Here is a 7,204-nt window from a genome sequence, read left to right as displayed (position 1 = left end):
TCGGACAGGGCGCGCAGGATGGCCCAGTCCTCCTTGGCCTCGCCTTTCGGGAAGACCGCCCGCTCACCGCGCTGAACCCGGCCCTCGGTGTTCACATAGAGGCCGTTCTTCTCGGTATAGGCCGCGCCCGGCAGGATCACGTCGGCTCGGTGCGCGCCGGCGTCTCCGTGGGTGCCCATATAGACGACGAAGGCGTCGGTGGCCGACAGGTCCATCTCGTCGGCGCCCATCAGCACCAGGAGATCGGCGCCGCCCTTGGCGGTGAGCTCCAGCGCGGTCTTGCCGCCCTCCCGGGGAATGAAGCCCAGGTCAAGGCCGCCGACCCGGGACGCCGCCGTATGCAGCACATTCCAGGTCGCCTTGAAGGTCTTGGCCACGCCGGCGGCGGCCTTGACCACGGCTGCGCCGTCAGTGCGGGCCAGGGCCCCGGCGCCGAGGATCACGGCGGCCCTTTCAGCGCCCTTGAAGGCCTTGGCGAAGTCACTGCGGGACTTGGAAAGCCCGCCCAGCGTCTCGGTCCCGGCCCCCAGATAGTCATAACCATAGCTCAGATCGGCCTGCTCGCCGATGACGCCGATCCGCAAGGCCCCCGCCAGCCAACGCTTGCGCAGACGGGCGTTGAACACCGGAGCCTCAAGCCGCGGATTGGTCCCGACCAGCAGGATGACATCGGCGTCCTCGATCCTGGCGATGGTCGAGTTCATCAGCCAGCTTTCGCGGGGGCCATCCCCCAGGGCCATGCCGTCCTGGCGGCAGTCGAGGCTGGTCACGCCCAGGCCGCCGAACAGGTCCAGCGCGGCCTTCATGGATTCGGCGTCCTGCAGGTCGCCGGCGATGACGCCCATGCGCTCCGGCGACGTCGCCTTCACCTTGGCGGCCACGGTCTGCAGGGCCTCGGCCCAGGTGGCCGGGCGCAGCTTGCCGTTCTCGCGGATATAGGGGCGGTCCAGGCGCTGGCGCGAGAGGCCATCGACGGCGTAGCGGGTCTTGTCGCTGATCCACTCTTCGTTGACGTCGTCATTGATGCGCGGCAGCACGCGGAGCACGGCCGGGCCGCGGGCGTCCACGCGGATGGCCGAGCCCAGGGCGTCCATGACGTCGATGCTCTCGGTCTTCTTCAGCTCCCAGGGCCGGGCGTTGAAGGCGTAGGGCTTGGAGGTCAGAGCGCCGACCGGGCAGAGATCGATGACGTTGGCGCTCAGCTCGGACGTGACCGCTGCGTCCAGATAGGTCGTGATTTCAACGTCTTCGCCGCGGGAGATCAGGCCGATCTCCGGCACCCCGGCCACCTCGGTGACGAAGCGGACGCAGCGGGTGCACTGGATGCAGCGGGTCATCACCGTCTTGATGAGCGGACCCATGTACTTTTCTTCGACCGCGCGCTTGTTCTCGCCATAGCGGGAATCGTCGCGGCCATAGCCCATGGCCTGGTCCTGAAGGTCGCACTCGCCGCCCTGGTCGCAGATCGGGCAATCCAGCGGGTGGTTGATCAGCAGGAACTCCATCACGCCGTGACGGGCCTTCTTGACCATCGGCGTGTCGGTGAAGATCTCCTGGCCCTCGGCCGCCGGCAGGGCGCAGGAGGCCTGCGGCTTGGGCGGGCCGGGCTTCACCTCGACCAGGCACATGCGGCAGTTGCCGGCGATGGACAGGCGCTCGTGATAGCAGAAACGCGGGATTTCCTTCCCGGCCAGCTCCGCCACCTGCAGAACCGTCATGCCGGGTTCGAACTCGACCTCGACGCCGTCGACCTTTGCGATGGGCATGTCTTTTTACTCCGCAGCCACGAGCGTGGCGCCCTGAACGTGCGGGCGTCCGGCGCGGTACTGGGTGATGCGATCCTCCACCTCATGGCGGAAGTGGCGGAAGAGACCCTGGATCGGCCAGGCGGCCGCATCGCCCAGGCCGCAGATGGTGTGCCCCTCGACCTGCGAGGCGACGTCGAGCAGCATGTCGATCTCGGCCATGTCGGCCTCGCCGGTCACCATCCGCTCCATCACCCGCCACATCCAGCCGGTGCCTTCGCGGCAGGGCGTGCACTGACCACAGCTCTCATGCTTGTAGAAGTAGGACAGCCGGGCGATCGACTTCACAATGTCGGCGTCCTTATCCATGACGATGACCGCCGCCGTGCCCAGACCCGAACGCATCTCGCGCAGGGAGTCGAAGTCCATCAGAGCGGTCTCGGCCATCTCGGCGGTGATCATCGGCACCGACGAGCCGCCGGGGATGATCGCCTTCAGATTGCCCCAGCCCCCACGGATGCCGCCGCAATGCTCTTCCAGCAGCTGGCGCAGGGGGATCGACATGGTCTCCTCGACCACGCAGGGACGATTCACATGGCCCGAAATGGCCATCAGCTTGGTGCCGGTGTTGTTGGGACGGCCAAAGCCGGCGAACCATTCGGCCCCGCGGCGCAGGATCGAACCCACCGTGGCGATGGTCTCGACATTGTTGATGGTGGTCGGGCAGCCATAGATGCCGGCCCCGGCCGGGAACGGCGGCTTTAGCCGCGGCTGGCCCTTTTTGCCTTCCAGGCTCTCCATCAGGGCGGTCTCGTCGCCGCAGATATAGGCCCCGCCCCCATGCGTCACATAGAGGTCGAAGTCCCAGCCGTGGACATTGTCCTTGCCGATCAGCCGGGCCTCATAGGCCTGCTTGATCGCCGCTTCGAGCCGCTCGCGCTCGAAGACATATTCGCCGCGGATGTAGATGTAGCAGGCGTGGGCGCGGATCGCGTAGCTGGCGATCATGCAGCCTTCGATCAGCAGATGCGGGTCGTTGCGCAGGATCTCGCGGTCCTTGCAGGTGCCCGGCTCGGACTCATCGGCATTGACCACCAGGAAGTGCGGCCGCTCGCTCTCCTGCTTGGGCATGAAGGTCCACTTCAGGCCGGTGCCGAAGCCCGCCCCGCCGCGGCCGCGCAGGCCGGAATTCTTCACCTGATCGCAGATCCACTCCGGGGTCTGCGACAGGATGTCCCGCACGCCATTCCAGGCGCCGCGCCGCTTGGCGCCCTCCAGGCCAAAGTCGTGCAGGCCATAGAGGTTGGTGAAGATGCGGTCCTTGTCTTCCAGAATCCCGACCACGCCCCTCAAACTCCTTCTTTCGCGCGCCGGAAGGCGGCGATGAACCAGATCTGCGCCGCGAAACCCGCGGCCAGAGCGACGCCGAAGATGGCGAACAGCCAGTCCTGGCCCGAGGCCAGAGCCCCGACCAGGGCGGCGATCGCCGTCAGGACACAGACGGCGTTGATCACCGCCATGCGCAGGAAGCGCGCCTTGATGCCCGCCTCCGCGCTCACGCCGTCGTCTCCGGCTCGGCCGCCTTGGGCGCCGCGTTGGGCAGGGCCTTCGGCTGAGCGGCCGAGCCGTCATAGAGCGACGGATCAGACAGGGTCAGCGGCCCGCCCTCGGGCGCCGAGCCCTGGCGCTTCATGGCCGAACCCGGCGCGGGCGCCTTGCCAGCCGCAAAGTCGTCCAGCAGGGCCTCGAAGCTCTCGGGCGTCAGGTCTTCGTAATAATAGTCGTTGATGGCGGCCATGGGCGCATTGGCGCAGGCGCCCAGGCACTCGACCTCTTGCCAGTAGAACTTGCCGTCGGCCGACAGATGGTCCTTGGCGCCGATCCTGCGCTTGCAGACCGCCATCAGGCTTTCGGACCCGCGCAGCTGGCAGGGCGTGGTGCCGCAGACCTGGACCAGGGCGACGCTGCCCACCGGCTCCAGCATGAACATGGTGTAGAAGGTGGCGACCTCCAGCACGCGGATACGGGCCATGCCCAGCATCTCGGCCACGGTGCGGATGGCGGGCTCGCTGACCCAGCCGTCCTGCTTCTGGATCAGCCACAGGATCGGGATCACCGCCGACTGCTGGCGGCCGGCCGGGAACTTGGCGATCCACCACTTGGCCTTTTCCAGCGTTTCGGGCTGGAAGGCGAAGCTTGCCGGTTGGTTGGGCGAAAGACGACGAACGCTCACATGCCCCTCACTTGACGAAGTCGATGCGGGCGATCTTGCCGCCGGCGATGGTGTAGATGGCCGCCACTTCGAAGCTCACGGGCCCCGGTTGACGATAGACGCGCTCGTGGTCGATGACCCGGTCGCCGATCACCACCCGATGGGCGAGTTCGGCGCGGTTCTGCGGATGCTCGGCGAACAGGGCCACATGCTTGGCGCGAAAGGCCTCGAGCCCCTCGACCGTCACCGCCCCATTGAAGTCCGCCACGATCAGGTCCTGGGCGAAGAAGCCGCAGAGGGCGTCCACGTCCTGGGCGTTGTAGGCGTCAAGCTGGCCCTGGGCGAGATCGGCCGGCGCCCGCGTCGCTGCGGCGTTCATCGGTCGATCTCCCCGAACACGATGTCCAGCGAGCCGAGAATGGCCGAGACGTCGGCCAGCATGTGGCCGCGGTTGATCCAGTCCATGGCCTGCAGGTGCGGATAGCCCGGGGCGCGGATCTTGCACTTGTACGGCTTGTTGGAGCCGTCGGAGACCAGGAACACGCCAAACTCGCCCTTGGGCGCCTCGACGCAGGCATAGACCTCGCCAACCGGGGTCCGATAGCCCTCGGTGAACAGCTTGAAGTGATGGATGAGCGCTTCCATCGAGCGCTTCATCTCGCCACGACGGGGGGCGCCGATCTTGTTGTCCTCGGTCAGCACCGGCCCCGGCGTCTTTTCCAGGCGATCGCAGCACTGCTTCATGATGCGGACCGACTGGCGCATCTCTTCCATGCGGCAGAGATAGCGGTCGTAGCAGTCGCCGTTCACGCCGAGCGGAATGTCGAATTCCAGCTCGTTGTAGCACTCATAGGGCTGGTTGCGGCGCAGGTCCCAGGCGATGCCCGAGCCACGCACCATCACGCCGGAGAAGCCCCAGTCCAGGGCCTCCTGCTTGCTGACCACGCCGATATCGACGTTGCGCTGCTTGAAGATGCGGTTGCCGGTGATCAGGCTGTCGATGTCATTGAGCGCCCGGGGGAAGGCGTCGCACCAGGCCGAGATGTCGGCCACCAGGGCGGCGGGCAGATCCTGGCGGACTCCGCCGACACGGAAATAGTTGGCGTGCAGCCGCGCGCCCGAGGCCCGCTCATAGAAGACCATGAGCTTTTCGCGCTCTTCGAAGCCCCAAAGCGGGGGGGTCAGCGCGCCCACGTCCATGGCCTGGGTGGTGACGTTGAGCAGGTGGTTCAGGATGCGGCCGATTTCCGAATACAGCACCCGGATCAGCTGGGCGCGGTAGGGAACCTCGACGGCCAGCAGCTTCTCGATGGCGAGCACATAGGCGTGCTCCTGGCTCATCGGGGCCACATAGTCCAGGCGATCGAAATAGGGGATCGTCTGCTGGTAGGGCCGATACTCGATCAGCTTCTCGGTGCCGCGGTGGAGCAGGCCCACATGGGGGTCCACCCGCTCGACGACTTCGCCGTCCAGCTCCAGGATCAGGCGCAGCACCCCGTGGGCGGCCGGATGCTGGGGACCGAAGTTGATGGTGAACTTGCGGACTTCGGTTTCGGTCGAGGGGCTGTGAGCCAGCTGGGCCTCGGAGGCGGGGACGACTTCGCCGGTCATGCCTTGGGCTCCGCCTTTTCATCGCCCGGAAGGGCGGCGAAGCCGCGCTCGGCGCCTTCCCAGGGGCTGAGGAAGTCCCAGTTGCGCCACTCGGTCATCTTGATGGGCTCATAGACCACGCGCTTGAGCTCGTCGTCATAGCGCAGCTCCACATAGCCGCTCATGGGGAAGTCCTTGCGCAGCGGATGGCCGTGGAAGCCATAGTCGGTGAGGATGCGGCGCAGGTCCGGATGGCCCTCGAAGAAGACCCCGTACATGTCGAAGGCCTCGCGCTCGTACCAGTTGGCGCAAGGATAGGCCGGGGTCGCGGTGGGGACAGGGGTGTCCTCGTCGGTCGCCAACTTGACCCGCACCCGCACATTCTTGCTCATCGAGAGCAGGTGATAGACCACCTCGAAGCGCTTCTCGCGCTCGGGATAGTCCACCGCGGTCAGGTCGATCAGCACCTCGAACCGATAGTCCGGATGATCGCGCAGGAAGGTCAGGGCCTCGACGATCCGCGGCAGGGGCGCGGTCAGGGACAGTTCATCGAAGGCCACATGGGCGCCGGTGAGCGCGCCGGCGCTGTTGGCGACCATCGCCTGGCCAAGCGCCTGCAGGTCGGCGGCGGAGACAGGCCAGCTCATCGTTCGATCGTCCCGGTCCGGCGGATTTTCTTCTGCAACTGCAGCACGCCATAGACCAGCGCCTCGGCGGTCGGCGGGCAGCCCGGGACATAGATGTCCACCGGCACGATGCGGTCACAGCCGCGAACGACGGAGTAGCTGAAATAGTAGTAGCCGCCGCCATTGGCGCAGGAGCCCATGGAGATGACGTAGCGCGGGTCCGGCATCTGGTCGTAGACCTTGCGCAGGGCCGGAGCCATCTTGTTGCACAGGGTGCCGGCCACGATCATCACGTCCGACTGGCGCGGGCTGGCCCGCGGGGCGAAGCCGTAGCGCTCCAGGTCGTAGCGCGGCATCGAGGCCTGCATCATCTCGACGGCGCAGCAGGCCAGGCCGAAGGTCATCCACATGAGCGAGCCGGTGCGCGCCCAGGTGATCAGGTCGTCGGCGGCCGCGGTGATGAAGCCCTTGTCAGCCAGCTGATCGTTGACCCCGTCGAAGAACGGGTCGTGGATCTTGGCGTCGTAGCCCTCGACTGTGGCGCGGGCGGCCGAATTGGCCGGAACGATCACTCCCATTCCAGGGCCCCCTTCTTCCATTCATAGATGAAGCCGACGGTCAGCACGCCCAGGAAGGGCATCATCGACCAGAAGGCGAACTGCATGGCTTCGGTGGGCAGGTTCATCAGGCTGACGGCCCAGGGGAACAGGAACGCGACCTCAAGGTCGAAGATGATGAACAGAATCGCCACCAGATAGAAGCGAACGTCGAACTGGCTGCGCGAATCCTCGAACGCGGGGAAGCCGCATTCATATTCGCTGTTCTTCTGGGCATCTGGCTGGTGCGTCCCGGTCAGGCGCGAAACGCCCATCGGCAGGAACACAAACAGCGCCGAAAGGCCGATTGCCACGCCGAGAAACAGCAGGATCGGCAGATATTGGGTCAGATCGATCAAGACAGACTCGATTGCATGAGGGTTGGGTTGCTCACTGTTGCGGCGCGTCTAGGCAATGGCTTGCCATACTGCAAGG

Annotated in this window: 9 protein-coding genes; all 9 read right to left on the bottom strand. The window is 66.2% G+C overall.

The features are described from left to right. The coding region (gene nuoG / locus Q7S93_RS16530; RefSeq protein WP_304715224.1) for an NADH-quinone oxidoreductase subunit NuoG at positions 1 to 1,766 on the bottom strand (1,766 nt) is incomplete at its 3' end. A 6-nt stretch (positions 1,767 to 1,772) separates the two neighbouring features. Then, positions 1,773 to 3,089, bottom strand: coding sequence for an NADH-quinone oxidoreductase subunit NuoF (nuoF, locus tag Q7S93_RS16525; RefSeq protein WP_304715220.1), 1,317 nt, complete (start codon positions 3,087 to 3,089; stop codon positions 1,773 to 1,775). 5 nt (positions 3,090 to 3,094) lie between these two features. After that, positions 3,095 to 3,304 (bottom strand): hypothetical protein, encoded by a 210-nt coding sequence (locus Q7S93_RS16520; protein WP_304715217.1) that lies wholly within the window; start codon positions 3,302 to 3,304, stop codon positions 3,095 to 3,097. Continuing rightward, complete coding sequence (nuoE, locus tag Q7S93_RS16515; protein WP_304715215.1) at positions 3,301 to 3,978, bottom strand: NADH-quinone oxidoreductase subunit NuoE; 678 nt, start codon at positions 3,976 to 3,978, stop codon at positions 3,301 to 3,303. The genes Q7S93_RS16520 and nuoE overlap by 4 nt, the downstream gene beginning before the upstream one ends. A 7-nt stretch (positions 3,979 to 3,985) precedes the next feature. Then, complete coding sequence (locus Q7S93_RS16510) at positions 3,986 to 4,336, bottom strand: nuclear transport factor 2 family protein (RefSeq protein ID WP_304715214.1); 351 nt, start codon at positions 4,334 to 4,336, stop codon at positions 3,986 to 3,988. Beyond that, positions 4,333 to 5,568 carry an NADH-quinone oxidoreductase subunit D gene (locus Q7S93_RS16505; RefSeq protein ID WP_304715213.1) on the bottom strand — a complete coding sequence of 412 codons (1,236 nt, stop codon included), beginning with the start codon at positions 5,566 to 5,568 and terminating at the stop codon, positions 4,333 to 4,335. Before Q7S93_RS16505 ends, Q7S93_RS16510 begins: the two co-directional genes overlap by 4 nt. Further along, positions 5,565 to 6,194 carry an NADH-quinone oxidoreductase subunit C gene (locus Q7S93_RS16500; protein WP_304715212.1) on the bottom strand — a complete coding sequence of 210 codons (630 nt, stop codon included), beginning with the start codon at positions 6,192 to 6,194 and terminating at the stop codon, positions 5,565 to 5,567. The genes Q7S93_RS16505 and Q7S93_RS16500 overlap by 4 nt, the downstream gene beginning before the upstream one ends. Further along, positions 6,191 to 6,772 (bottom strand): NuoB/complex I 20 kDa subunit family protein, encoded by a 582-nt coding sequence (locus Q7S93_RS16495; RefSeq protein WP_300576279.1) that lies wholly within the window; start codon positions 6,770 to 6,772, stop codon positions 6,191 to 6,193. The genes Q7S93_RS16500 and Q7S93_RS16495 overlap by 4 nt, the downstream gene beginning before the upstream one ends. Beyond that, positions 6,742 to 7,062 carry an NADH-quinone oxidoreductase subunit A gene (ndhC, locus tag Q7S93_RS16490; RefSeq protein ID WP_370652192.1) on the bottom strand — a complete coding sequence of 107 codons (321 nt, stop codon included), beginning with the start codon at positions 7,060 to 7,062 and terminating at the stop codon, positions 6,742 to 6,744. Before ndhC ends, Q7S93_RS16495 begins: the two co-directional genes overlap by 31 nt. Between the last annotated feature and the right edge of the window lie 142 nt (positions 7,063 to 7,204).

The organism is Phenylobacterium sp. (assembly GCF_030646615.1).
GTDB lineage: Bacteria > Pseudomonadota > Alphaproteobacteria > Caulobacterales > Caulobacteraceae > Phenylobacterium.
Note: the sequence above shows the minus strand (reverse complement) of the source record. Positions and strands in the feature narration are given on the sequence as shown.